Genomic DNA, 23394 nt, shown 5'->3' with positions numbered 1-23394 from the left:
ATGGCGGCAATTCTTGGAATTATAGCAGGAATTATTGTGGGTGTAATCTTTCAGCCTGATATCCCTATCTGGCTCCAACCTTACCTTCCTATCATGGTGGTTGCTGCCTTGGATGCCCTTCTCGGAGCTGCCCGGTCCTATTTTGAGCGAAATTTCAGCGACAGGGTCTTCATTATTTCCTTCATCGCCAACGTCTTAACTGCAGCCCTCCTTGTTTTTCTAGGGTCCGAGCTTGGAGTAGGATCTCAGCTGACCACAGCAGTGATTGTGGTTCTGGGAATCCGTATTTTCTCCAATGTGTCGGCTATACGCCGCTATATTTTCCGGGCATAGGGGAGGTGACCGAGTGTGGCAGACCATAAGAGATCCTCTAACAAGAAGACGTCAGCTTCTCAGCAGAAAGCTAGCAGTCAGACTGCTTCCGCCGATGAATCTTCTTTTGACGAGGAAGAGCAGACAACCGGGGCTTTTCCTGTAATTCCCAGAAAAAAGAGGAAGCGAATCCCTCATGTTTCCGGCGTTACCAGGAATAAGGCCCTGGCATCTATTCTCATTTTTGTTCTCTGCCTGGCACTTGGTTTTGGTTATATGTGGCAAAGGCATAATACCCCCAACAGCTATTCAAATCTCAGTGAAGATGAGCTGGTTCGTCTTTTGGATGAAACTAATACTCAGATCAGCAAGCTGGAAGCCCAGCGAAATACCCTTACTTCCCAGCTCAATGCCATTCAGCGAGCAGCGAACAAACAGGACGAAATTAATCGGATTGCCAAAGAAAACGAAGAGACTAACGGGATTCTATCCGGCCGCCTTCCGGCTGAAGGGAAGGGGATTCTTATAACGATCCGTCAGGGTAAAACCAGAATCACTTCAGCCATCCTTTTCAGTTTGCTCGAGGAACTGCGAAACGCCGGGGCAGAAGTGATAGACTTCGATGGGGTTCGAATTGTTACCTCCTCTTATATTGTCGATACTGAAGAGGGGCTGGAATGCGATGGAATCCTGATCCGTTCCCCCTTCCTAATCAAGGCTATAGGGAATCCCAGTTCCCTGGAAAACGCCGTTGACATTGCCGGGGGAGTAGGGTCCAAACTCAGGGTCCAGTATGGAGCGACCGTGAAGGTAAAGCAGTCTGATAAGGTTATTATTACCTCCAAGGCACAGAAGAAAACTAATAAGTACGCCAAGACAGTAGAATGAGTAGTATGACTGATCCAATTCCATCCGCAGGTGAAACAACAAGCATAGGAATGCCGGCTATCAACATACCGGTAACAACCACGGGCGAGCGTCCCTTAACCGCTGAAGACATCGAGACCATTTCTAAGCTTGATGCCACCAGTGGCCTTCTGATCTCTACCAGGGGTCCCTTATCCGGTTCTCGGTATCTGCTTGATGAAGATACCGTGACCGTTGGTAGAGAGCCTCATGAAGACATCATGCTAGACGATGGAACAGTTTCCCGCTCTCATGCTATTTTCCGTCGTGTAGACGGACGCTACCATATTGTGGATCAGGGCAGTCTGAACGGAACCTATGTTAACCGGGAACGCGTGGATGATACAGTCCTGCGCAACGGGGATGAGATTATGATAGGGAAGTATCGCTTCGTCTTTTTCACAAAGTCTGCCGTAGTTGCCCAATAATTCTTCACATAAGAGGGTTAAACTACAAATAGGTAGTTTAAGGATTCTGTACAGAAATGAGGGAATCATGGCTGAACCAGGTGGTAAAACCGGACCGACCAAGCCGCAACTGAGTCTGCATGTCAAGCTGAAAGACCGCAGCGACTTGTCGGGTAAGGATGCGGTTCAGGGAGAGCTTTTTGCCCTAGACGGAGAAGAAGATTTTACCAAAGGCTATAAGGGACCAGCTGCAGCGCATGTGGCTGGGATTACTTACAGACAGCTTGATTACTGGGCCCGCAAGCAGATCGTGGTTCCATCTATAACCCAGTCGCACGGATCCGGGTCCAGGAGACTGTACTCGTTCCGTGATGTGGTTATTTTGGCTGTGTCCAAGCGTCTCTTGGATGCAGGAGTCAATCTGCAAAATGTCAATAAGGCTATTTCTTTTCTGATGAAACATAGTTCAGACCAGCTGGAAAGAATGACCATACTCTGTGACGGAGATCAGGTACTAGACTGCTCTGACAGCACACAGATTATGGATCTCATGACCAAGGGACAAGCAGTTTTTGGTGTTTCTGTTACAGCAATCTGGCATAAGGTTGAAACAGACCTTCAGGATCAGGAATCCGTTGATTTGTCTCATACTAAGGTCAAAACTGGCAGCAGTCGGGTCATAGATGAGTTGGCCGAGCTTAGGCTAAGGAAAAAGCTTGATGCTCAGAGAGCAGCCAGACAGGATGTGTCACGGGCAGAGAGTCTCTAGAGTTTTCACAGTTACAAAACTTGTAACAGTAGAACGTATAAAAAGTATAAAAGTAAGGGGTGGATGTCTGACAGACATTCACCCCTTACATGTATGCTTTGTTTTTATATTTTGTATAGGGAAGGGGAAGGAAGAAGAGGGTTAGGGAATGAAAGGGTTTACACAGGCAAGCCGTCAAGCCGTAGGTATCAGAGCTTATATGTCATATATGTAATCTGACATAACGTACATTATCGGCTTTTTACTGATTCTTTATTCGTAATCCGGAATCCATCCTTCTTTATGCATGTCCAGCCGTTTTTCCAACAGAGCTGCCAACTCCTGGGTAGTCCGCCTTTCCATGAGCATATCCCAGTGGGTACGCTGCGGTTTAGCTAAATCATCAGACTCTTCTTGCTCTTCTGTATCCTCCCGGTGGGCAATCTTTCCGCAGCGGCACTCCCAGCTTTCAGGAGCATCGACGTCAGCTGCCAAAGGAAGAATTGTTTTATGACCCTGAGGACATACATAGGTAACATCGCGTCGTGCGGCAAAATCAACGTTATCGTCTGACTCCAAAGATTTTGCGCCAATACTCATACCGCGCAGAGAACGTTCAGCCATTGTTACAACTCCTTACTAGATCTAGCCTTACTGTACCATACCAAAAAGATGTGATCGGTTCGTATTCCTTACTCGTCCTCAATTCCGCTATAAGAAACAATACCCTTGTTGATGAGAGCCCGAGCCTTGTCTGCTGTCTGAGCAGTTTCAGGGTTCGGCAGATAGGCAGACAAAGCCGATATTTGGGTCAAAATATCTACGGTCCGTTTGCAGTTTCTGACGAAATCGCCCCCGGTCATGTCGGTATCATCCAGAACCTGGGTTAAAGGCTTATCACTGACCCAGTCATAAATAATCTGACACATACCAAAATCTGGTTCAGGCAGAGGCTCAAGGCCATAATCCTCACACAAAGCCTGAATTTTGGTATGAGCGACCATAATATGTCCGACTGCCTGGGCAATTTTCCCCTTGCTGCCTCCGGGAAAATGCCTGGGAAGCCCACTGGAATCTGCCCTGGACCGAGGCTCATAAACAAAACCAGAAGCTATGCAGGCAAGCTCTTCGGGATTAAGCCTATCAGTAATTCCCGATAGAAGAACCTGAGCGACGAGGATATCTCTTTCACTATAAATTCGTCGCAGAAGTTGACCCGGTGCGGTGACCCTGTATCCCCTGTCTGGATCTTTTCTGACATAACCAATTACTTCCAGGATGGAGCAAATTCGATCAAACTTTCTGGAAACGCTCCCTGTCCGCGAATGATACCGTTCCTGAAGCCTGTCCATGTGAGCGGTCAAACGTGCCCATTTTTGTCCCCAGGTTAGATGAGCCTGCAGATCCGGACAGAAACGGCAAGGATGATTCCTCTCCTCATGGCGTAAAGCGGCAATCTTTTGATCCAGCTGTTTGACTGCCCTGGCTTTTTCCTTCGGCGAAGAAAAGAGAGCATGCTTCAGCTGTTTTCGGTCATGTCTTTCCGCCTGCGTTAATTCCATGCGCAGACGCATAAAGGAGGCAAAATCTCCCTTATCGCAGGCAAAAGCCTGTTGGTAGTAATTTAGCTTATCAGCTGTCGCTCTTATCTGGGTACGCAGGCTTTGAGCAGATTCAGCTGCCTCCCACTGGGCAAAAGAATGATCCAGGGTCACTCTGACCGTCTCCACATCAGCTGAGTTGAGCAGGTTGACTGCCATATTGAAGCTGGGAGAAAAGCTGGAATGGAGGGGATAGACCCGCTTGGAAGCCAGGGCCACCAAGGTATGGGGACTAAAGCCCCGATGATCGGCAACCACAGCGTAGCCAACGGTATCAATCCCCCGCCTGCCTGCCCGACCGGTCAGTTGGGTGAATTCTCCAGGAGACAAGGGCTCATGAGAGATACCATTAAATTTCTCTAGCTTTTCTACCACCACGCTCCTGGCAGGCATATTGATCCCCAAAGCCAAGGTTTCCGTAGCAAAAACCACCTTGAGCAGGCCCAGCTCGAATAGATGCTCCACGATCTGTCGGTAAAGGGTAATCATCCCAGCATGATGGGCCCCTATCCCCTGTTCCAAAGCAGCCCTGAAAGAGGCAAAGCCCAAAGCTCGGGCATCATCGGGATCCAGCTGGCTATACACCATGGAATCAACAATCCTGCAGATTCGAGCCGCTTCATCCTGTGTGGTCAGTCTCAGACCTGCCTGCATGCATTGCTGAACTGCCCGATCGCAACCGTTACGGGAGAAAATAAAATAAATAGCAGGCAGAAGGCCCAGAAAATCCATCTCATCAACCAGGGCCCACCGGTTGGGAGTATAGTGAGAAACTTCCGCTTGATGAGATCTGTGTCGGCCTGGCCCTGATCTTCCTGTGCCTCCTCGGCGGCGGGATGTACTGGGGAACAATCGACTGTTCCTATCCATTCTCTGACGGCGAAGGGCATCCTTATCCATAGAATCAAGGAAGGAAATCAAGGCAGGATTGATGGTTTTCCTGCCCTCATCCAGATAGAGATCAAAGAGCCGGGGCTCTTTCCTGGCGGATTGCTGCACCATCACCTCCTGAAGAAGAGGAACAGGACGATTTTCTGATACTATTAAGGAGGTCTTTCCTCTGACGGACTCAATCCAGTCGGCAAAATCTTCCACATTGGACACTGTGGCCGATAGACCCACAACCTTGACAGAAGCTGGCAGATGAATAATAACTTCTTCCCAGACCCCTCCCCTCATTCTGTCCGATAGATAGTGGATTTCATCCAGAACGACATACTTCAGGGCACGAAGGCTGGAAGATCCTTCATACAGCATGTTTCTCAGGACTTCCGTTGTCATAACAATAATATCTGCCTGAGAATTGATGGACATATCTCCGGTTAAGAGCCCTACCCTATCAGATCCATATACCTTCACCAGATCATGGTATTTTTGATTGCTTAAGGCTTTAATAGGGGTTGTGTAAAACGCTTTGACATTGTGAAACTGAGCTAGGAAAATAGCGAAGTCTGCTATCACAGTTTTCCCAGCACCAGTTGGAGCAGCAACCAATAGGTTTTTGCCTTCTTCCAGCTCTCTTAATGCCCGTTTCTGGAATTTATCCAGTTCAAACGGGAGGGACTCCTGGAAGCGTCCAGCCAAACTTTTTCTTTCCTCTTGACTTTTCTGGAAAGCCCTGTACCGCTGGGCGGGAGACAGATTTTCCCTATCTATGCTCATATCGACAGGATCGTCCTCCCCCCTATCTTCTTTCTTTTCTGATTCAAACTGATGATTGGCTTTATTATTAGCCTTATGAGCCTTCTTGTGGCGCCAATGGCGGGCCATGAGACCTCCTTATAAGCGGGTGGAGAGAAAAACCAGATCTACACTCTGCTTAGGTCTCCTACAGGTTTAATCCTCATCCTCAGTAATATTAAGTTGTTCTGCCAGCTGATCAATATGCTTCTGATCGGTCTGTGCCCAAGCTTTCCAGGTCTCGTGATGTCTGCTGCGACGCCTGTCCCGACGGGCAATAATGTCACTGTGAGCTCGTGAATATGCCTGAGCAGTCTGTCCTATGGGCTTGGTAAACGAAGGGGTCATATCGCGCTGAGCCAGGTCTCTGCTGTCCTCTTGCATGGCAGAAATTCTCTTGCTGATGGCAGATGCCGTTCCCGAGACAGTGGTCATGGCTTTCTTGAAATGAAGAAGGGCAAAAACTAGTCCCAGAATAAAAATGATTACAGCGGCAAGAACGAGAATTACCCAACCCCAACCTGGCATCAGCGCCTCCTTCTACGATGCTCGCTGCGCTTAGCATCCGCTTCTTCTTGCTGCTCAATATGGGTCAGTTCCCTGTCTGCTCTTGCCACGATCATAGACCTCAGGGTTTCGGGCCCAACCGATGTGATGTGGCGGGCATGGGCAATGCAGAAGGCTACGAACCAGGAATCAGACGAGATGATAAGGTGGACCTTCTGCCCGTCTTCGTAATCATCAACAGTTGCCCCGGGAAGATTCTTTATAAAAGGCATACCTTTTTGGTTGGTAATGAAAACAGCTTCAGTACCATTCTCAAAATTCCATTCCCTGAGCTCCGACAGGGGAACTTCAGGGATAGCAATATGGTGGCTGGGCTCAACAGCCTGCACATTTCCGATTCGGGATAGACGGAGGGTCTGCCAGTGGAAAGATTGAGAATTGCGCCGCTTATGGGGTGGTTCCGGATTTTCTTCCTGAGGTACAGGATTAGTTGGTGGTTCCTTCCGGTCTTTATCACTCACATCGGTCCAGGCAGCCAGATAATAAACACCCTCATCTACAAAAACTTTGGCAGGAGCTACCAAACGACGGCGGGTGCGGCCAGATCCATCCGTATATTCCATATCTAGGAGCTGATCATGCTCAATGGCATGTTTGACCACGGGGAAACTAGCCGGAGCGAGCTCAAAGCCAGTCAGACTCAGCCAGGGAGTCTGACCAGGCTTGGAATAGTTATGCAGTCGATTATAAAGATCAATAGCCTGCTTCCTGTCAATATCAGGCATCAAAGGAGAGTGAGCCAGGTAGCTTACTGAAGCAGTCAGCATACTCATGTACTGAGGAGAAACTCCGGCCAGACGTTCCAGCCCCAAAGAATTTGTGGCGCTGACAATGCCTTCATCTTCTAAAAGCGGCCAATCAATTTCAAAGAACTGACTTCCTGCCACTTCCCCGTCGTCAGACACTGTGGTTAGGGTGCCTATATCTTTGCGAATGGTATTGATATAGCGGCGCTCTTCCTCAGGTGACTTGGGATGACCAATAAAGCGCTCCGCCAGTTCAGATAAAGAATACTCCTCCCCCAGATGGGCAGATAGGAAAAGCATGAGATGCAGACGGCGGTCTACTTCAGTCCCGGTCTGTACTGTTGGCTGTTTCTTGGGCAGCTCATCATCATCTTTCAGGAGCTCTGTAGTGGGAATGACTTCAACTTGAGAGGCGGGAATGGCTGCATCCGTCATCGTCAGATCAGCCGGTTCAAATGCTTTTGCGGCATTCAACCGCCTCTTGTATGCCTCACGGGCTTCTATAGGTTCAATGATCAGAGAGCCGGGATGATCCAGCATATAGGAGGCTAAATCGTCAGAATCAGTATAGGCGACATTAATGTTCTCGCCCTCAAATTCTACTGTTGCAGCAAAACGGCGGGAATCAACAATATTAGTCAGCACTTCAGGAATTTTCTGGGTTCCCAGACCGGGAGCAATGGAGTCCAAGCCCAAACCTGGTGTAGGAGTCTGAGCCAAACGAGGGGTGCTGCGGGATTTATGCTGGCTTTCCTTAGCCCTGAGCATGTTTTCCTGTTCGTTTGCAGATACAGATCTGGCCAGATAATTTGCTGCAGCCAGCAGGGGCATATCCTCTGGCTTGAACTGAGTCATGATACGGGGTTCATCACCAAGCTGGAGGCGGTAGGAGGCAAAATCCTGACCTTCTGATTTAGATGAGTATTCGGGCTGACGAGATTCAATAGCAATGCCCATGGCTGTCAGTTTAGCCCGATCCCGCTGAAATTGCTTGGCAAAAGCTGCCTTGGCTGCCTGATCTGCCAGCTCACCGTATGAATCGGCGTACGCCTTGACGCGCTGTGCAATCTGGCGTGAGGTGAGCCACTGGGGAAAAGCCGACGATAATACGGCTAGCACGTCCAATTCATGCTTTCCCCATTTATCGGAAAATCGACGCCTGCCGTTCGTTGATCCTTCAGCCATAAGTCCTCGTGTTGTTTCTTTCTGTTCGTTCTTAACTTGTTACTGCCTAGGTATACCTGTCAGCCTTGCTTGTGGCATACCTACTCTAGTTTAGTATGTTTTTTCACAAAACACACATTTAATGAAAATTCCCTCTCAGCTTAGTTTTATTGCCAGGAGTCAGGTTCAATTCCCTGGCTGCCTACAAAACTCCCGTTGGGAACGTAGGAGGGCCGTCCCATATCAGACAGGTGAGCATCGGCGAAGCAATGGACATCTTTGCCGAATGTCCAGTCTCCTTCAATGGTCAGCGAATTGGCTGCTGCCAGCGAAGGTACTGAATAGGGGAAGCGCTCATCAAAATCTTCGATATTCTTGTAAAAACGGGTATCGAGGTTAACATCAGGGAAAATATAATTCCCATCTTCCATCTCAAAAGCATCAGTCAAATGGAAGCGGTCAGAGCGCAGAATCAGCAAATCATTCGTGGTCTTGACCGGTAGGAAACGAGATCTGCTGACTTCCACACAGACTGCATCCTCAAAGAGGGAAATAGCGGCCCCCATGGCAGTTTCCAGCTGGATCACACTTTTTGTGGATGAATCTGTGGGGTTGACGGTTTTCATATTGCGAATCACAGGAAGAGGGAGAACTCCCTTGCGCTTTTTTAGCATCTTCTTCAAAGCACTGATTCGAACCCATATGTTGTTGGTATTGAAATAAGGATGTACCTTCACATCGGTAGCTTGATCTTTGTCATCAGGGTGAACCTGAGTCATTTCCCTCAACATGAGGCAACCGGTTTTCTTGTTGCGGACAATCTGTCCTCCCTTCCGGTCGGCGTCAGTCTTGCGGGCTACTTCCACCATAAAGGTCGCACCTGATTGGGCAAAGGCCCCTGACACCGTGCTAGAAGGCCTGGCGCCCAAATTATCGGAGTTGGAAATGAAAAGATATTCCATTCCTTCTGCCTGCAGAATATCCAAGAGTCCAGATTCCCACAGGGCGGTAAAAACATCACCATGACCCGGAGGACACCACTCCAGATCCGGGTTACTGGGATATGACACCGGCAGTCCTGTTGACATTTCTATCTTGGGCTCCCGGTTTTGAAGAATTTCCAGGGGAATCTCATCCTGATGGAAGTTCCTGTTGCGTCTGATTCTGGTAATGGAATCCTTGGAAGTCCGATACGAATTCATGAAGGTGAGGGGAAGCTTGACTCCCTGTTGCTGGCGAACAGTAGTTACCTGACCCAGAATGATATCAAGAAAGTTCATCTGCCGGGCTTTATGACGGCGCACAGGGAGAAGAGATTTTGGCCCCTGCAAACCCATGGACGTTCCCAACCCGCCATTGAGCTTGAGCATAGCTGTTTTGGACAGGGCCCTGCTGGCTACCCGATGATTGATAGTTTCATGAATATCACCAATATGTTTAATCCCTTGGAGCGGCTCCACATCAGATTCACGGATCCACTCGGATTCATCCGTCTGCCAGGACTGGTACAAACGAGTAAATTGGCCAATGGCAGATTCGCCCATATCGAAACTGCGCATTTTCTCGATGCAGGCTTCCAAGGATTTTTCAGTCATAGTTGCCTTTCATAAGGAACAAGTCACCACAATCTTAACGGAAAATAGGAAGATAGGCAAAATTGGTACGACCCCCATGTCGCATCCTATGTTTTCGTAATGCGAGGATATCCTAGTCGGGCCAGCGAGATTTGAACCCGCGACCCCTTGACCTTTTGAAAGGCCGCTTCGTCGATTCCTGTGAGCTTCGTCAGTTGCGTTTCCGCTACAATGACGCCAATTCTATCATCTTCGTGAGATTCGTCAATTGCCGCTGATTTCGCCGTTCTCAAGGGTCATTGTGTCTGAATCGTGTCTGAGCCACAGACACGATTCAGACACGCTTCTCCAACGGCCGGATGGTCGGATGACTGAGGAACAGGTTCTTCATTAGTTTTTGTCCTGATTTGTCTCGGATATTCAAGCACATCGTCTGGCTGGAACCGATGCGAAGTCTCTTTATCGAAGTATGCGTCTATGAACACTTCCGGCCGTTCATCCTTGTCCAACTGACAAGTGATGACAAAGCGCTCCAAGATACCCCATCCGAAGAAGAACTTCCCCAAGTGGTGAGACTTAAGATCCACAGCATGAATGCTTATCGACTTCACTTGGCTACGTGACGGAAGGTCAGGATTGCATATCTTACAGGGACGATATCTCAGACCGGTCTGTGCCAGTTCGTCTCGTGTGACATATGAGGCCTCATACCGGAAAGTGTCCCATCGAGTGGATTCACGATACAGCGATACACCAGTGGAATCCTGACCAATTTCGATAAAGTCCTGACGGGGAAGCTCTTCTCGCACATCTTGCTCAACTTGGTGCCGAATGGCACCACAATCAATTCTATGGACAATAGCCATACCACTGCTACTGTCCTTATTGAGGACAAATCGTTCAGAACCTTGCTTCGGCTGCATTAGGAATCCCCTTCTTTAACAAGGATTACTGGGATCTAATCATTCACGATGTGAGAGTTCTCTATTATTGACCGTTGGCTCAGCCGATAGCTTTCAAGGATTGCACAAGATCGTGAGTGAGGCCTTCCATGCCATGAGTGCTTCTATGGAAAAGCACCGTCCGAATATGCCCTATATCGAAAGGGAGGGTTCCGCTGTCACTGGATATTGGGATGACAATTCGACCGCGAGCGTGGGCCAGTCCCATTTCATAGTAGACATTACGATTTCCGCCGCTTAAATCTGCGATAATAATCTTCGAGCCTTCAATCAACTTGAAAATATCATCCTTGATGTCAGTCGGGGTGTGAATTTCATCAGCCCTAACGCATGAGTAGCCCAACTGCTCCCCGGCCGCCTTGATTGCCCTGTATACGGGGTCGTCATCTGGCGTCATATAGCTGCTATTGAAAGGCATCATAACCGCAATTTGCTTGTCTTCAATAGAAACTTGTGGGAACTGGACTACTGCCGGGTTCTGAATAGCCTGATAGTTTTCCTGCATATTTCCTATCAGACGATAAGGGTCGCCGGCAAACACCATCCAACGAGTACGAGATCCCAGCCAGCCACTCCTAGGAAGAATATCGTTTAATTTTGCCGCCGGAAATGTCTCGATAATCTCACTTAACTGGTGTGCTGGATCCGAACCGAGATACCCCAATCTGGCGACGGCGCTTTCATCTTGATAAAACTCGCGTACCGCAATAGTGGGAAGCGTGCGCAGGAGATCAAAGTTGGGAGAACCGTCGTAGTTTCTAAATCTTGCAGCGATTCGCGGATCTGTTCCCTCAAACATACGATCGGAAGGCATTGCCTGAGATTCGTCTAGTCGGATAATAACGTTAAAGAACATGCCCGCCTCCTTGCTGCCGCCCTGTACTGCTGTCGATGAAAGTATCTTTTTGCAGCGCTTATATAGCCTTTGGTAATCGGCGTCATTGTCATCTTGTTGGATGAAATCATACTCGTAATAATCCATCAAGTCAGAAAACAACTTCATTACAACATTACGAGGCGCCTCATTCGCAAATTTTTCCAAAGACTTGCCCTTGGAAAGGCCGTATCTTGTCAATAAGGGAACTCCGACACTTTCCTGCGTAAAAGCATCAAAGCGAAAATCATTGAAGTCCAAGACATATCCGCCACGGTTAAACAACTTAATGAATGGGTCCTTCTCCATCCACGAAAGCGTACTGCTAGATGCCATGGTTCATCCCCTTTTGATCTTCTGAAACCAAGTAAGCAAACTTTTCTTCTCATTCCTCGCATACAATCGAGTCACATTCGTACGAAAAGCAGACAGACACTTTCTCCATTCTTCCATTGATTCGTCACTTCTATCAGGAAGATTCGTCAATAATGCCCAAGCATCATCTTTGAGTTCAGGAAAGCGCATAATCAAACGTGAATAGCTCTCCTGCAAGTCAAGCAGCATGGCGTCGGCCTCCCGTTCTCGATTCTCAAATGCGATGCGAACATCCTGATTTACCAAGCGGTCATCATACATGCGTTTGTTGTCTTCATATCGACTCTTTGCAGCAATTGCCTCACGCACAGCATCATTATGGGCCAAGCACAGACGAATGAAAGCAGCGAAATCCATAATCAGCTTATCGTTCTGATTGACATAGTATTCATGTCGGATTCGCTTTTTCTCCCGATGACCTTGTGCAAGGCTGACGATAACGGAAGCGCAAGCGCCAAGCAGCGCGCCGAGAAGCACGCTCACACCGGACCACCAGCTTTGCGAAAACAACAAGTTCAGATCTGCAATAATCAAGCCCACCCGTTCACATCTCCTCGAACTCTTGCGCCGGGATGGCGGTGTCGAACAGGCCGACCTGCGCATCCTGCTCGTGCTTGTCGATGCCGGCGTACGAGAGGCTGTCGTCCTCGTAGCGCTTGAACTTGTACACGGCGTCGTTCATGCGCGCCGGGTTGAACACGTTCAGGCTCAGCAGCAGCTCGAAGTCGCCCTTGGTCAGTCCCGCGACCTTCTTGAACAGTTCCGGTTCCAGCTTCGTGATGACGTCCTTCAGCGTCTGCTCGCGGTAGTCCGTCAGGTACATGAAGATCGGGATGCGCGTGGCGAACTTAATGAGCTTCTCCTGCACCTGCTTGCGAAGGCTCTTGGTCTCCTTCTCCGCGTCGCGCAGCTCCTTCTTCTCCTCCTTGGTGGGTTTCTCGTCCTTGCTTTTCATCTCCTTGATCTGTTCGGACTTGTTGATGATCTTCTCCAAGTCGTCGTTCAGGCTGCGGAAGCCCTCGATGCTCATGAGCGCGTCCATCGCCCGCTGATTGTTCATCAGATTGCGCAGGGTCAGGTCGTCCACGTTCACGAGCAGCGCGCTCTCCCAGCGCTTCGCCAGCAGCGTGGCCGAGGTGCCGGAGGATGCGATGTCGAGCACGTCGGTGGCGTTGACCTGCTTCATGCTGCTGCCGTCGTAGGCGAGCACCGGCAGGAAGTGGATGAACTCGCCCACGCTCTGCTCCGGCGAGATCGACTGGTCGGGATGCAGCGAGCAGCTGTAGTCCGCGATCTGCCGCAGGGCACGGGTCGGCGCGAAGTCGAACACGTAGCATTCGCGCTTGAGGATCGCGGTCTCGTTGGGATGCAGCCCGTCCGGGTTGTCGATGGTCCACGGCGACTGCACGCGGAACGCCGCCTGGAAATACGTCTCCGGGCTCTTCAGGTTGCGCAGCATGAGGATGCCGGTCCACGGCTTGACCGTCACGCCCGTGGTCAGCTTGCCGCACGACAGGGTGATGGTCTTCGACTCCAGCGGATCCGCCATCGACGCGCGCACCGGCCCCAATGCCTCCAAACCGATGCCCGCTCCCGCACCGGCGCACACGTTCACCGTGTAGTCGTGGTAGAACACGTTCTGCCGCTGCGCCAGCATGTTCGCCATCGCGTGACAGGACGCAACGGACGGCATGAACCAGAACGTGTGCGTCAGGATGTTCTTCAGACGGGAGTCCGAGTACGGCATGGGCGGTTTCTTCGCGCCCATCTTCAGCATGTCCACCGTGGTCTCGGCGAACCCGCCACGCAGCAGGTCGAGCCACTTCTGCACCTCGTTCGGGTGCTTGAACTCGGCGTCCTCGCCATCGCCCTTCGCGGCGAAGAACTCGTTGAGGTCGAACTCATCGAACTCGCCGCCTGACGCGATCTCGCGGATCTGGTCGGGCATCTGGTACGTCATCAACACCATACGCGGCAAGGATTCATACGGGTTCTTGCCATCCGCCGGCTTCCAGCGTTCCTTGGCGCGCTGCTCGTCGGAGTACGTCCAGTTGAAGATCTGCTCCTCGATGAACTCGCCGTTGGCGATGGCACGGAACGGCGTGCCCGACAGGAACAGGTACGCGCCCGTGGTGATGGGCAGGAAGTCCGTGTCGCCCTGCTCGAAGCTCTCGTCGATGATCTGGGCGACCGAGTTCATGTTGTCGTTCTGCTCGCGTTTGTCCTCTTCCTCGAAGAGTTCGCGGGCGCTGTCTCGCCACGCGCCGAAGTGGTATTCGTCGAAGATGACCAGATCCCAGTTGACCTCGTGCACCCACTCGTTGCGGGCCTTGATGCCACCCATATCGTTCTTGCCCAAGTAGTCCTGGAACGAGCCGAAGCACACGATGGGCCGGGTCTTGTCCGCATGCTCGTAGTCCAGACCGCCTTCTTCGAGCATGGTCTCACGGGAGATGAACTGCCATCCCTCGAAGTCCTTGTGTGACTCTAGATCCTCGCGCCACGAGTTCTCCACGGCCGGCTTGAATGTCAGCACCAGCACACGCTTATAGCCTTGCGCCTTGGCGAACTCGTAGCTGGTGAACGTCTTGCCGAAGCGCATCTTCGCGTTCCACAGGAAGCGAGGCGGTTTGCCGGGATTGTCCTTCTCGAACTGCGCGAAATACGCCCGCGTCTTCTCCACGGCCGCACGCTGCTCCGGGCGCATGCCGAAGCTCTGCGTACGCTGCGTCATCGAATCACGACGCTCACGGACCGCCTCGACGGCGTTCCTCACGTCCTTGACCGAACAGCGGAACCACTCGCCACCCGTACGAGTGAAATTCTGCTCAAGCAGTTTGTGTACGGGATGGTCGTCGAACGCGGAACCGTCATCACGCATCGCGCTTTCCTCCAGCACGATACGGAAGTTCACCTGAGCGGTCTTCGTCTGCTCAAGGATGCGGGTGCGCGCATCACGATCCGTGTATCCGACTTTCAGCTGACCTTGATGGTCAGCATCGTCAATCGCGTAGGCATAGATAGTCGGTGTGAGGGCAAGGCGCTGTGGGAAGAAGTTGTCAGGCATTGCCGTCATCCTCCATCTGCATCGACGGAATGGATTCGTCGATTAGTTTCCTCTCTTCATCGGTCAAGCCATACTTGTCAAACAGTTCGGCATCTGACCAATGTCGTGATACATCGGGCGTTGGCACAAACTCATATGCACGAGGTGCCATGTCCTGAGTAGATGTCCTTAGTGAAATCAGGTACCGCACAAACTTCGTACGAAGATAATCTGCTGCATTAACCGCAGCAGATTCCGAATCGGAGGCCGGGAAGAAAACGACATAAGTGTTTGAACTACAGCTGCCCGGCTCACTAATCTTCGGCTTGCCGATAATGGTGCTACCAGGATTCCCAGATCTCGGAATCAGTACTTTATACCTGCGAATGTCGGATGTGTTGCGGGTTACGTACTTTTCTGCGATCCAGCACTCGCCGTGAGCGATATAAACCTTAATGGGATGCCCTGCGTCTTTGATTTTCGAGATGGAGTACTCACCCTTACCATCTGCCGTTTGCAACGTTCCGAAACGGCCATCCTTATCCCATTTAACTCTTGTATGGAATCCAAAGTAACGGCCTGCATTCAAAGATGCCGACATTGGGCTCTCATTCATGGCCTTCACTTTGTCCAAGATTGCTATAGCGCGTGAGTCTCGGATGAATGTCTCCATTCCCTTTTCCAGCAAAGGACGCGTGCTGCGAATTACATCATCCCCAATATGCGAATAGATCTTGCAGTCGCCATGAGTGTCCCTCTCCCAAAGGAAATAACAGACACCACCCTTAATCTCCTGACCGGGGAAACACTGACTTGCGTCAGAGAAATCGTGCAGTATCCGAATTTGATCGTCATGAAGCATATCGTGACGGAAGAGATCCAATCCCCGCCCTCCGCCGAACCATCGGGATGGGATAATCATCGAGAGGAATCGGGGATTCATCTTTTTTGCCTGCTCGACAAATTTTTGGTAGATAGGAACGGCGCTTGCTCCGGCGCCACCATCACTGAGCTGGTACGGAGGATTGCCGACGATGACATCGAACTGCATGTTCTTGAGGATCCTTTCCGGGTGGAAGGTGTGGATGAATTCGTACGTGTAGCTTTCCAGGGTGCTGCTGCGGTCATACTGTTGCTTACTGGCGCCGCAGTAGACACAATTCTTGCCGTCCCAGAGATGCTCGATAGCCTTGTAATGGATGTGCCCGTCTGGATTGTCGAACAGTGAGTCAATGGAGTACTTGCTGTTGGCCTTCTTCGAGCAGTACAGCGTGCGGCGTGACAGCAGCGCAGTCAGCTCGGTGATGGCGATGCCCCACACCTGATAGTTCAGGATGTGGTTGATGCGGTCCTGAAGATCCGGGAACTCCGGCTCCAAGCCGATCAGCAGACGCTTGGTGATCTCACGCAGGAACACGCCGGTCTTGGTGAACGGGTCAAGGAACGTGATCGAACTGTCCGTCCAGATCTCCTCAGGCAACAGATCCAGCACCTTGTTGGCAAGCTGCGGCGAGGTGAACACCTCGTCGTTGGACAGGTTCGCCAGACACGACAGCACGTCCGGGTTATAGGACTTGTTGCCGAGATCCAGTCGGCTACTCATATTTGGCTACCTCCAGGAAACTCGTCAACGGGTATTCCCTGATCGGTTTCGGGATGACCTTGCCCATCTCGTCCTCGTCGATCTCGTCCAACATGTCGAACGTCGGCTCCTGTGTCGAAACGTTCAGCAACGCGGCGAACGTGAAGTCGCGGCGCTTAACCTTGCTGCCCATCACCAGCGACCACTCCGGGAACACGATCGGCTCGCCTTCGCTGTCGGTCAGGGTCAGCGCGTCGCCGCACAGGATGTTCTTCGACAGCAGGTAGCGGATCGAATCCAACACCTCGGGGCGGCAGCCATTCCTGAAGTGCTGCTCGTACTCGTCCTTGACGATGCCGAACAGTCGCTCGCGGCATTCCTCCACGTTGTCCGCCATGATGTCCACGCCGTAGATGGACGACACCGCCACGAATGTGTATCGCTCGTACTCCAGCTGGCTCTTGCCGTAGCGTTCGCCGACCACGGCGAGTTTGCGGCGCAGGACTTCGGACAGGAAGTTGCCGTCGCCGCACGCCGGTTCGAGGAAACGGCTGTCGATGCGTTCGGTCTCCTGTTTGACCATGTCGAGCATGGCGTTGACCTCGCGCTCGTTGGTAAAGACCTCACCGTGCTCTCCGACGCGCTGTTTCGACTTGACCTGTGCTGCCACTGGAAACCTCCTTGAAGTTCCATACTACGAGCCGAACGGGATGTTTCCGGGAAATACAGAAAAAGCCGGCACCCGACGCCCATAAAGGCGACGAGTGCCGTAAGCGATTACGCTCTTACTGGATCAGGCGCCCGAACACCGTCAGCGGTAGTAAGTCGAGTTGATGGCCTTGCGCGGGTCGTCCGATGAATCCTCAAGAGCGATCCACCAGCCCAGATCGGGACTGTTGTCCGAATTGAAGAACACGTCCTTCACGCGGTAGAACTTGTCGCGCCAATAGAATCCCGCTCCAATCGGCGGCAGCACCCCGCTCAATTCCAACAGTCCACCTCCAGTGTCGATTTCCTCGCCTGAGGGAAGAAGAACATTAAGACGAAACGTCTCGTTCATAGTCGTCCTTTCGCTATTGATTGTTGATGCCTTTCCCGATCGGTTTGTCGAAGCTTCGCTTGCAGGCTATACCCACTTCGCAACTTTTGGCAAAGGTGCGAAACGTTGGAATCAGTGGTAAATCGCGCGCACCCACAGGCGTACGTGCGTTATGCCCGTACGTACATATGAGCATGCGCGCACGCCCGCGAATACACTCCTACCTCGACATCATTCGTTGGTTTTGGCATCTTTGCTCAGCTTGCCGCTGAACGCTTGGTTGACAAGCGTGTAGACGGCCTGTGCGACGCCGATGACGCCGGTGAGGACGATGCCCCATCCGTAGCCGTGGAAGCCGTTGGTGGCGGCGATGGCGAGAACGCCGAGCAGGATACTCACGCCGAGGGACGTCAGGCCCACGTAGTCGGCGGGGATGTACTTCTTGAACGCCTGTACGAGCGCGGGCGCAACGAGAGCGACGATACCGGCTGCGAGGGTGGTTGTTGCGGAAATATCCATAAATGTTCTCCTTGGTTGGTTAGTTTCAGATATGGGAAGCGCGGCCTTCGGCGGTATGCCGAAGGCCGCAGGGACGGTTCAGCGGCCGTCTAGTAGCGCAGTTGCTGTCCGGGATAGATGAGGTTCGGGTTCCTCAGCCCGTTGAGTTGGGCGACGCGCTGCCAGCCGGACGCGCCGAAGATGCCGCTCAGCGTCTCACCGCTCCTGACGACGTGGATCCGCGTGCCGCCTCCTCGGTAGGTGACGGTCTGGCCGGGCCAGATACGGTTGATATCGCCGGATGGCACGCTTCATGCGGTCACGGGCCATAGTCCGGTGCGAGCTGAGGCTGCGGCGTCGGTGCCGGCGTGGGCGTGACGGTGGTGTTGCCGGGGTTGGCGTTCTTGTTCCACTGTGCGGTGGTACCGCGGAAGTAGTTCAGATCCAATGGGCCGGCGTATCCAGGGATGCGGCCGTTGCTGGTGTACTGGCGCATGGCCTCGCCGTAGCGCCCATAGTTCCACGGTCTCGTCTGGTACCCGGTCGCGTTGTTGTTGGCGTACTGCGCGACCCATAGGCCGCAGTGGCTGCGCACGTCGGCCGGGATCTGGTACAGGTAGGCGGCGGACGTGTAGACGAGCGGACATACGTCGGTCCTCGCGTGGACGTGGTTGACGAAGGCGCGCACCCAGTTGGAGTTGCCCCATGCGGCGTTCTGGTAGCCCTCCCAATCGAGCACGAGGACCGCTCGGCCGATGTAGGGGCGCACGGTGTTGACGAAGTAGTCGGCTTCGGCGGTCACGTTGCCGCCGCCGGCGTAGTGGTAGAAGCCGAGGCTCTTGCCTCGTTGTCGCACGCAGTTGTCCTGGCTGGTCATGTACCCGTTGGTGAAGCCGGTGCCTTGCGTGGCCTTGACCACGGCGAAGTCGTAGTCGGCGGTGCAGGTGACGGTCGGAGACTGCCAGCCGCTCACGTCGATTCCATGCATGTCGGCCATAGCGCTGGGCGTGACGGTGAGCATGGCGAGTAGCAGTGTCGTGGCCGCGAGTAGTCGGTGTCTGATTCTGGACATGCCTTTGTCCTCTCTTATGAGGAAAGCCCCATTGCGAGTGGCGTCGCATGGGGCTTTCCGGTTGTGACTGATCGGTCTGTTCTGTTGTTCTTCAGTTATGGGTGTGTGGCTGGTAGTTCCAGTCGTCGGTGTCGAGCCGGTGCCGGTAGTCGTCTTCGAGTTGCTGGCAGCGCACGTGGCCGGGTCCGTTGCCGCCGCGTTCCGCGTACGCCTTGCCGGCTTCGAGCTGGTGTTCGTGCTGCATGCGGCTCGTGGTGGGTAGGAACAGGCTTTGCCGGTAGATCTCCAGTTCGAGCCGGCGGATGGTCGCGGATTCGGCGATGGCCTGTTCGAGGTTCCTGCGTTGGTCGATGCGGCGTAGCAGCCACGAGACGATGCTGGTGACGACGCAGCTGCCGATGACCGTGCACAGGATGAGAATCAGCGGATGCGTAGTTGAAAGATTCATTTCCTTGCTGCGCCCTCGACACGGAACGTGAATGACGGAGAGCAGACGTTGGGACCGCTAGAACCCGTATCCACATACAAGGTGTAGGGGGTCGCCGCTTCCAGACTGTCGAAGAACTCAAGAGAGACGTTGCCGGTACCTTTGACAGGTGTGGCCTTGACACCAACCCGAGAAACACCATCCGTAAGTCCCCGAGAGGAAACCAACATCATTGTGACGAATCTGACGACACGGGTGTCTATAGGTGAGAACTCAAAGGTGTCCGGCAGCACTTGAATCTCCACCGGCCCCTCAATACTAGTCGCACTCCGATATCCCGGATTGGGCGAGAGCGTGATTATCGGATCATAGAAGATGCCCATACCTCTGTAAACAATCAACGTGCCGACATCGAACGGCGATGCGTAAAGCCCCATCTGCGAGTACGAACGGGCGTTATCCTTCAAATACAAAACGCCATCGGAATATATGCTGAAATCAGGCCCCGGCCTGACGATGCCTGCCTTATCAGCCGTTGCAAGACCGCCGGCATCGCCAGGGTCTCCCTTCTCGCCCTTCTCGCCTTGCTTTCCGCGCGGCAATCCGAGTGTGATGGTGGTGTCTCCATTCGAGTCGGTGCCGGTGCTCACGGTCGGGGTGGCGGTGTCGAGCGCCGTGACGGTCACGCTGCTGATCTTGGATCCGCGCGGGATGCCGAGGTTGAGCTTGCGCTTCACACCGGTACCGGTCAACGCTCCGGTCGCTTTCTTGGATGGCGCAAGAGTGGAAACGGTGCCGATATCGATGCTCGCCTCGGCAATCATCTGTTTGGCCTCGTCAATGGTGTCATGCAGATCCCTCAACGGATCCGCGATCTCCGAAGCCTTGGCATTGATGCGGGCAGGTTCGATGATGACGGGGATATTGCGGCTGGCGATCACGTGCCAGTCGGCATCCTGTAGCAGGGCACGTGGCACGGGCGCGGTGAAGCTGACTTTGTAGACGCCGGTCGCGTTATCGGTGCCGGCGGTTTTCGTCATATCGGTGAAGCCGCCGCCGCTGTTCGGGTCGGTGGGGTCGCGATTCCATGTGAGCTTCGCGGGCAGGCCGTTGAGGTCGTCCACGTCGTTGCCGCCGTCGGTGATGTTGAATTTGAGGATGCGCCCATCCGTGTCCCCGGCGTTCAGACGGATGGCGGGCGTGTAGTCGTTGGCGAGGTCGAGCGTGGTCTCGATGGTCCGGTACTTCTCGATTTCATAGCGTGCCAAGATGGCTTCCTTACTCGGTAGTGTCCTGTTTGACGAACGCGCCGTCCGTGAACGTCCACGTGCCCGTGGCGTCGGTGATGCTGATTGAATCACCCAAGGTGATGGCGAGATTTTCGTAATGGAGAGTGACGCCGCTAGTGGATTGGCGGATGGCTTGGGCGTGGTTGGCGGCGATTACGGCCGCATCGTCCCACATCCCGGATTTCGCGGTGACGGTCTCCGCCGTCGTGTCCCACGTAGGCTGCTTGTTGGCGAGAGTTGCGCTGGTGTTGTCCCAGCTGGCGGATTTCTGTTCGAGGGTGGCAGCGGCGGTGTTCCACTTGTCGCTGTTGTCCACGACGGTCTGGGCGACTTGATCCCATTTGGATGCGTTCTGCGTGACCTGTTGGCTGGTGCTCTGCCATGTGGCGGTGCCGGCAATCACCCGGTCGAGGCGTTGCTCGGCGCTGTGGCTTGAGGCGGTGAACCGTTCGATGATATTGCCGATGGTGATGACCGTCAGCGCCGGGTCGAGCAGGTCCTCCTCCAGTTGGAGCACACGGCCCGCGAGCCTGAGGTCCGGGGTGAAGGTGGTATCCACGAGCAGCACGCGGTCGCCCAACGCGACGCCGGCGGTGTCCATGCCGGCCTTGGCGAGGGTAAGCACGTCGGCCTCGTAGCTGACCGTGGGCGTGCTGCGACGTTTGAGCTCGGCCTTGGTTTCGGCGAGCAGTTGTTGCTTGTCATCCATGAATCCGAGCTTGTCCGCCGGGCTCAGGGTGGCAATCGTGGAGGTGTCATGCGCCTTGCCCACCACCGCGAGGCTCACGGACGTGGGCAGCGTCACCTGATTGGTCTGCAAAACCATAAATCGTTTTCCTTACTGTGGGTTGATGTTTACTTGCCGCCGAACAGCTGCTTGAGCAGCCCGACGTTCGGGTTCGCCGCAGCGTCTGGCGTGCCTGCCGGATCCGCGACCTTCGCCGCGGACGGCTTGACCTGCGCGGCCATGTAGGTCTTGATGGCCTGGGCGTGGGCGTTGATCTCCTCGGCCGTCTCGCCACGCAGCAGATCGACTGGGACGCCGGTCTTCCGGGCGACTTCGTCGCGCCATGTGAGACGCTGCTGGGCGGTCTTCAGATCGTTGAGTTTCTTCTCCGCGCGGGTGGCCCGCGCTTCGAGCTTCTGCGTTTCCGTCAACTGGGATTCCTTCAACGCGGCCAGCTCGTCCGCGGCGTTCTTGTTCGCCTCGGCCTTGCCCCGCCATGACTTCGCCCGTTCGAGCTCCGCCTCGTAGCGGGCCTTCCAATCGATGCCCTCCGGCGGCGAATCCTGTTCGCCGGTGTTCCGAGCGTCGTTGTCTTCGGCCATACGGCCTCCTTCCGCCCATCTTCGGGCATAAGAAAAGCCACCACGGAAAACCGTGATGGCTGGTGATTTATGTTCTTATTACACTAAATTAGTGCTGGAATAATTAGTTGCTAGTATCTTACCTAAGAACAAGTCTCCTGGATATTGTCCAATCGGAGCATCTCCAAAAGTACGCTCCATTTTTTTAGTATCAAGATTCCAAGATCTGCTTATGTGATCAATGATCACATCGTCTTCAGGTCGTCGTATCGCCATACATTCTTGAGATATATCAATGTTGAATCCAACATGATCAAAACGAGACTTTTTCAGAAACTCTGCATATTTTTTCACATGCGTTGAACTTAGGAATGTATCTACAAATTCTTTATTGAAGGGCGGTTTAAAGTATCGTATTAGGCCCGCTTCTTCCAAAGTTACGACCTTAGATTTGTAATCTTTAGAAAAAGCCATGCCATTGGATTTAATTTTATCTCCGATATCCATTCCGTTAATGGAATTGATAGAAAGCATGGCAGAAGTAGCTTGAACCTCGCAATCAAGTTCCAGTATGCGAACTTCTTTATCTTTATGCCTTGACTGAAAAACGCTTAATATCTTTGTAAAAGTTTTATGACCTTCAATAAGGCGTTCTGTCGCGCTCCGTGGCACCTCTCGATCGTCGCTGCCAAATGCTTGTCCAATATACTGGATGTCAAAAACACAATAATTACATATAATTCGAGAGAAAGCTTCAGAGGCTTTCTTAATGAGCTTCTTTTTCTTCTTCGGTATTTTATGAGAGCTTTCCCAATTAGGGGCATATAGGAGGAACTCCCTTATACGCTTCAATATATTATTGAGAAACTCATACCCTGACATTGGTAGATTGTCAGCAATCACTGACAATCCATCATCAATAATACTTACTTGAGAGAAGCCGAGATCTCTAGGAATGTCAAGATGATCTCTATTTATACTTTCACCATTTAGCGAAAAGCGATGAAACCAAATTCTGACACCTGCTCCCATTGACTCATATTTGTCAATAATCACATTAGAAGCAGAGCATATAAGATACACATGATTATTGATTGATTGCTCTTTAAAAAAGTCATCATACAAAGTTTCGGTCATAACGCTTGTGGCCTGATAATTACCTACAACCAGCCAAGATCCAGTCATAGACATCATGTTACCATAGGAATCCATGCTAT

At 52.5% G+C, this 23394-nt stretch carries 24 protein-coding genes; 5 read left to right on the top strand and 19 right to left on the bottom strand.

The window, feature by feature from the left end; genetic code table 11:
• From SCIP_RS03650 to SCIP_RS03635, 4 genes are all read left to right on the top strand, one after another.
• Entirely contained in the window at window positions 1–333 is a 333-nt protein-coding gene (locus tag SCIP_RS03650) for a small basic family protein (protein WP_048349262.1), read from the top strand.
• 15 nt (window positions 334–348) lie between these two features.
• The gene (locus SCIP_RS03645; protein WP_006293164.1) at window positions 349–1200 is read left to right on the top strand and encodes a DUF881 domain-containing protein; all 852 of its coding nucleotides are present in this window, start codon (window positions 349–351) and stop codon (window positions 1198–1200) included.
• Window positions 1201–1205: 5 nt separating this feature from the next.
• A complete protein-coding gene (locus SCIP_RS03640; protein WP_006293163.1) occupies window positions 1206–1646 on the top strand; it encodes an FHA domain-containing protein in 441 nt (146 codons plus the stop codon).
• A 67-nt stretch (window positions 1647–1713) separates the two neighbouring features.
• Window positions 1714–2394, top strand: coding sequence for a MerR family transcriptional regulator (locus SCIP_RS03635; protein ID WP_040590599.1), 681 nt, complete (start codon window positions 1714–1716; stop codon window positions 2392–2394).
• A 252-nt stretch (window positions 2395–2646) separates the two neighbouring features.
• On the opposite strand, the gene SCIP_RS03630 is transcribed toward SCIP_RS03635, so the two are convergent.
• The 13 genes from SCIP_RS03630 to SCIP_RS03565 form a co-directional block, all read right to left on the bottom strand.
• Window positions 2647–2997, bottom strand: a complete 351-nt coding sequence (locus SCIP_RS03630) for an RNA polymerase-binding protein RbpA (RefSeq protein ID WP_006293161.1) — start codon at window positions 2995–2997, stop codon at window positions 2647–2649.
• A gap of 68 nt (window positions 2998–3065) precedes the next feature.
• Entirely contained in the window at window positions 3066–5636 is a 2571-nt protein-coding gene (locus SCIP_RS03625; RefSeq protein ID WP_040591111.1) for a DEAD/DEAH box helicase, read from the bottom strand.
• Between the two features lie 174 nt (window positions 5637–5810).
• Complete coding sequence (locus tag SCIP_RS03620) at window positions 5811–6182, bottom strand: hypothetical protein (protein ID WP_006293159.1); 372 nt, start codon at window positions 6180–6182, stop codon at window positions 5811–5813.
• Window positions 6182–8152, bottom strand: coding sequence for a helix-turn-helix transcriptional regulator (locus SCIP_RS03615; RefSeq protein ID WP_006293158.1), 1971 nt, complete (start codon window positions 8150–8152; stop codon window positions 6182–6184). Before SCIP_RS03615 ends, SCIP_RS03620 begins: the two co-directional genes overlap by 1 nt.
• 146 nt (window positions 8153–8298) lie before the next feature.
• Window positions 8299–9726 carry a UTP--glucose-1-phosphate uridylyltransferase gene (locus SCIP_RS03610; RefSeq protein ID WP_006293157.1) on the bottom strand — a complete coding sequence of 476 codons (1428 nt, stop codon included), beginning with the start codon at window positions 9724–9726 and terminating at the stop codon, window positions 8299–8301.
• A 275-nt stretch (window positions 9727–10001) separates the two neighbouring features.
• Entirely contained in the window at window positions 10002–10628 is a 627-nt protein-coding gene (locus tag SCIP_RS03605; RefSeq protein ID WP_006293154.1) for a hypothetical protein, read from the bottom strand.
• A gap of 79 nt (window positions 10629–10707) precedes the next feature.
• Complete coding sequence (locus tag SCIP_RS03600; protein ID WP_231287978.1) at window positions 10708–11877, bottom strand: hypothetical protein; 1170 nt, start codon at window positions 11875–11877, stop codon at window positions 10708–10710.
• Window positions 11878–11880: 3 nt separating this feature from the next.
• Window positions 11881–12456: a hypothetical protein gene (locus SCIP_RS03590; RefSeq protein ID WP_006293150.1), complete on the bottom strand. Its 576-nt coding sequence runs from the start codon at window positions 12454–12456 to the stop codon at window positions 11881–11883.
• 4 nt (window positions 12457–12460) lie between these two features.
• Window positions 12461–14983 carry a GIY-YIG nuclease family protein gene (locus SCIP_RS03585; RefSeq protein WP_006293149.1) on the bottom strand — a complete coding sequence of 841 codons (2523 nt, stop codon included), beginning with the start codon at window positions 14981–14983 and terminating at the stop codon, window positions 12461–12463.
• Window positions 14976–16565: an Eco57I restriction-modification methylase domain-containing protein gene (locus SCIP_RS03580; RefSeq protein ID WP_040590597.1), complete on the bottom strand. Its 1590-nt coding sequence runs from the start codon at window positions 16563–16565 to the stop codon at window positions 14976–14978. The genes SCIP_RS03585 and SCIP_RS03580 overlap by 8 nt, the downstream gene beginning before the upstream one ends.
• Complete coding sequence (locus SCIP_RS03575; RefSeq protein ID WP_006293147.1) at window positions 16558–17214, bottom strand: hypothetical protein; 657 nt, start codon at window positions 17212–17214, stop codon at window positions 16558–16560. Before SCIP_RS03575 ends, SCIP_RS03580 begins: the two co-directional genes overlap by 8 nt.
• Window positions 17215–17355: 141 nt before the next feature.
• Window positions 17356–17604: a hypothetical protein gene (locus SCIP_RS03570; protein ID WP_006293146.1), complete on the bottom strand. Its 249-nt coding sequence runs from the start codon at window positions 17602–17604 to the stop codon at window positions 17356–17358.
• A 210-nt stretch (window positions 17605–17814) separates the two neighbouring features.
• Complete coding sequence (locus SCIP_RS03565) at window positions 17815–18102, bottom strand: hypothetical protein (RefSeq protein ID WP_006293145.1); 288 nt, start codon at window positions 18100–18102, stop codon at window positions 17815–17817.
• A gap of 101 nt (window positions 18103–18203) precedes the next feature.
• Here SCIP_RS03565 and SCIP_RS08475 point away from each other — a divergent pair, with 101 nt between their 5' ends.
• Entirely contained in the window at window positions 18204–18413 is a 210-nt protein-coding gene (locus SCIP_RS08475) for a hypothetical protein (RefSeq protein WP_407695020.1), read from the top strand.
• On the opposite strand, the gene SCIP_RS03560 is transcribed toward SCIP_RS08475, so the two are convergent.
• From SCIP_RS03560 to SCIP_RS03535, 6 genes are all read right to left on the bottom strand, one after another.
• Window positions 18401–19078: a GH25 family lysozyme gene (locus SCIP_RS03560; RefSeq protein ID WP_231287975.1), complete on the bottom strand. Its 678-nt coding sequence runs from the start codon at window positions 19076–19078 to the stop codon at window positions 18401–18403. The two genes, SCIP_RS08475 and SCIP_RS03560, sit on opposite strands and share 13 nt — an antisense overlap.
• Window positions 19079–19244: 166 nt before the next feature.
• Window positions 19245–19601, bottom strand: coding sequence for a hypothetical protein (locus tag SCIP_RS03555; RefSeq protein ID WP_006293144.1), 357 nt, complete (start codon window positions 19599–19601; stop codon window positions 19245–19247).
• On the bottom strand, window positions 19598–20848 hold the full coding sequence (locus SCIP_RS07520; protein WP_050752372.1) for a hypothetical protein: 1251 nt from the start codon (window positions 20846–20848) through the stop codon (window positions 19598–19600). Before SCIP_RS07520 ends, SCIP_RS03555 begins: the two co-directional genes overlap by 4 nt.
• Window positions 20849–20858: 10 nt before the next feature.
• A complete protein-coding gene (locus tag SCIP_RS08035; protein WP_006293142.1) occupies window positions 20859–21695 on the bottom strand; it encodes a phage tail protein in 837 nt (278 codons plus the stop codon).
• Window positions 21696–21724: 29 nt separating this feature from the next.
• Window positions 21725–22198 (bottom strand): hypothetical protein, encoded by a 474-nt coding sequence (locus SCIP_RS03540; protein WP_006293141.1) that lies wholly within the window; start codon window positions 22196–22198, stop codon window positions 21725–21727.
• Window positions 22199–22276: 78 nt separating this feature from the next.
• On the bottom strand, window positions 22277–23389 hold the full coding sequence (locus tag SCIP_RS03535) for a hypothetical protein (protein WP_040590594.1): 1113 nt from the start codon (window positions 23387–23389) through the stop codon (window positions 22277–22279).
• Between the last annotated feature and the right edge of the window lie 5 nt (window positions 23390–23394).

Source organism: Scardovia inopinata JCM 12537, assembly GCF_001042695.1.
Taxonomy (GTDB): domain Bacteria; phylum Actinomycetota; class Actinomycetes; order Actinomycetales; family Bifidobacteriaceae; genus Scardovia; species Scardovia inopinata.
Note: the sequence above shows the minus strand (reverse complement) of the source record. Positions and strands in the feature narration are given on the sequence as shown.

Coding starts and splice junctions, on each gene's coding strand:
- SCIP_RS03650 (WP_048349262.1), top strand. CDS start 1: ATGGCGGCAATTCTTGGAATTATAGCAGGAATTATTGTGGGTGTAATC.
- SCIP_RS03640 (WP_006293163.1), top strand. CDS start 1,206: ATGACTGATCCAATTCCATCCGCAGGTGAAACAACAAGCATAGGAATG.
- SCIP_RS03635 (WP_040590599.1), top strand. CDS start 1,714: ATGGCTGAACCAGGTGGTAAAACCGGACCGACCAAGCCGCAACTGAGT.
- SCIP_RS03630 (WP_006293161.1), bottom strand. CDS start 2,997: ATGGCTGAACGTTCTCTGCGCGGTATGAGTATTGGCGCAAAATCTTTG.
- SCIP_RS03625 (WP_040591111.1), bottom strand. CDS start 5,636: ATGAGCATAGATAGGGAAAATCTGTCTCCCGCCCAGCGGTACAGGGCT.
- SCIP_RS03620 (WP_006293159.1), bottom strand. CDS start 6,182: ATGCCAGGTTGGGGTTGGGTAATTCTCGTTCTTGCCGCTGTAATCATT.
- SCIP_RS03615 (WP_006293158.1), bottom strand. CDS start 8,152: ATGGCTGAAGGATCAACGAACGGCAGGCGTCGATTTTCCGATAAATGG.
- SCIP_RS03610 (WP_006293157.1), bottom strand. CDS start 9,726: ATGACTGAAAAATCCTTGGAAGCCTGCATCGAGAAAATGCGCAGTTTC.
- SCIP_RS03605 (WP_006293154.1), bottom strand. CDS start 10,628: ATGCAGCCGAAGCAAGGTTCTGAACGATTTGTCCTCAATAAGGACAGT.
- SCIP_RS03600 (WP_231287978.1), bottom strand. CDS start 11,877: ATGGCATCTAGCAGTACGCTTTCGTGGATGGAGAAGGACCCATTCATT.
- SCIP_RS03585 (WP_006293149.1), bottom strand. CDS start 14,983: ATGCCTGACAACTTCTTCCCACAGCGCCTTGCCCTCACACCGACTATC.
- SCIP_RS03580 (WP_040590597.1), bottom strand. CDS start 16,565: ATGAGTAGCCGACTGGATCTCGGCAACAAGTCCTATAACCCGGACGTG.
- SCIP_RS03570 (WP_006293146.1), bottom strand. CDS start 17,604: ATGAACGAGACGTTTCGTCTTAATGTTCTTCTTCCCTCAGGCGAGGAA.
- SCIP_RS03565 (WP_006293145.1), bottom strand. CDS start 18,102: ATGGATATTTCCGCAACAACCACCCTCGCAGCCGGTATCGTCGCTCTC.
- SCIP_RS03560 (WP_231287975.1), bottom strand. CDS start 19,078: ATGGCCGACATGCATGGAATCGACGTGAGCGGCTGGCAGTCTCCGACC.
- SCIP_RS03555 (WP_006293144.1), bottom strand. CDS start 19,601: ATGAATCTTTCAACTACGCATCCGCTGATTCTCATCCTGTGCACGGTC.
- SCIP_RS08035 (WP_006293142.1), bottom strand. CDS start 21,695: ATGGTTTTGCAGACCAATCAGGTGACGCTGCCCACGTCCGTGAGCCTC.
- SCIP_RS03540 (WP_006293141.1), bottom strand. CDS start 22,198: ATGGCCGAAGACAACGACGCTCGGAACACCGGCGAACAGGATTCGCCG.
- SCIP_RS03535 (WP_040590594.1), bottom strand. CDS start 23,389: ATGGATTCCTATGGTAACATGATGTCTATGACTGGATCTTGGCTGGTT.